1 protein-coding gene is annotated in these 732 nt (G+C 65.6%); it reads right to left on the reverse strand.

Annotated elements, in window-relative coordinates:
* A partial coding sequence (locus ACYVID_RS18180; RefSeq protein WP_460739483.1) for an IS110 family transposase occupies positions 1–521 on the reverse strand: 521 nt, incomplete at its 3' end.
* Between the last annotated feature and the right edge of the window lie 211 nt (positions 522–732).

Raw genomic sequence — 732 nt, forward strand, 5'->3', positions numbered from 1 at the left:
CTGTGGGCGTAGTCGAAAGCCCGCTCCAGTGCGGGGAAGTAGCCGCTGAGCACGTCGCGGAGCCGGTTGATCAGCCGGACCCGGTCAGCGACCAGGTCGGTGCGGTGGGTAACCAGCAGCCGCAGCTCGGTCACCAGCGTCGCGGCGACCTCGACCTCGGTCAGATCGCCGCGTTGGCGAACGGTCTCGGCGATGACGTAGGCGTCACGGGCATCGGTCTTGGCCTCACCGCGGTAGGTGTCGGCCATCTTGTTCGCGACCCGGCCGGGTACGTACTTAACCTTCTGGTCATGCGCCGCGAGCAGCGCCAGCAGCAGCCCGGACATCGTGCCGGTCACGTCCACTGCCCAGGTCACCTGCTCGGCGCGAGAACAGACCTCGCCGATCGCCTCCAGAATCGTGGTCTCATCGTTGATGACCTTGTTTGACCACAGGGTCGTCCCATCCTCGGCGATCAGGCACACCCAGTGGTGACCCTTGCCGACGTCGACTCCTGCCCAGCCTTGCGGGACTGGCTTCATTCCCATCGCTCCCCTCGAACCGTTCGACTCCATCATCGGCCCGAAGAGCTCCTCGCTGGCGGATCCGTAAACAGCGACCAGAACGCGCATCTCAATCAGCAGCCAAGGCGCCCCAGGAGAAGCCGGGCGGCCAATCCACCGGAGCCACCAGCAAGGCGATCAAGGCTCAGCCACACCCGACCCTCCCGGGCCAGCCAAGAACTTACGGATC

It is taken from the genome of Nocardioides ginkgobilobae (genome assembly GCF_054781275.1).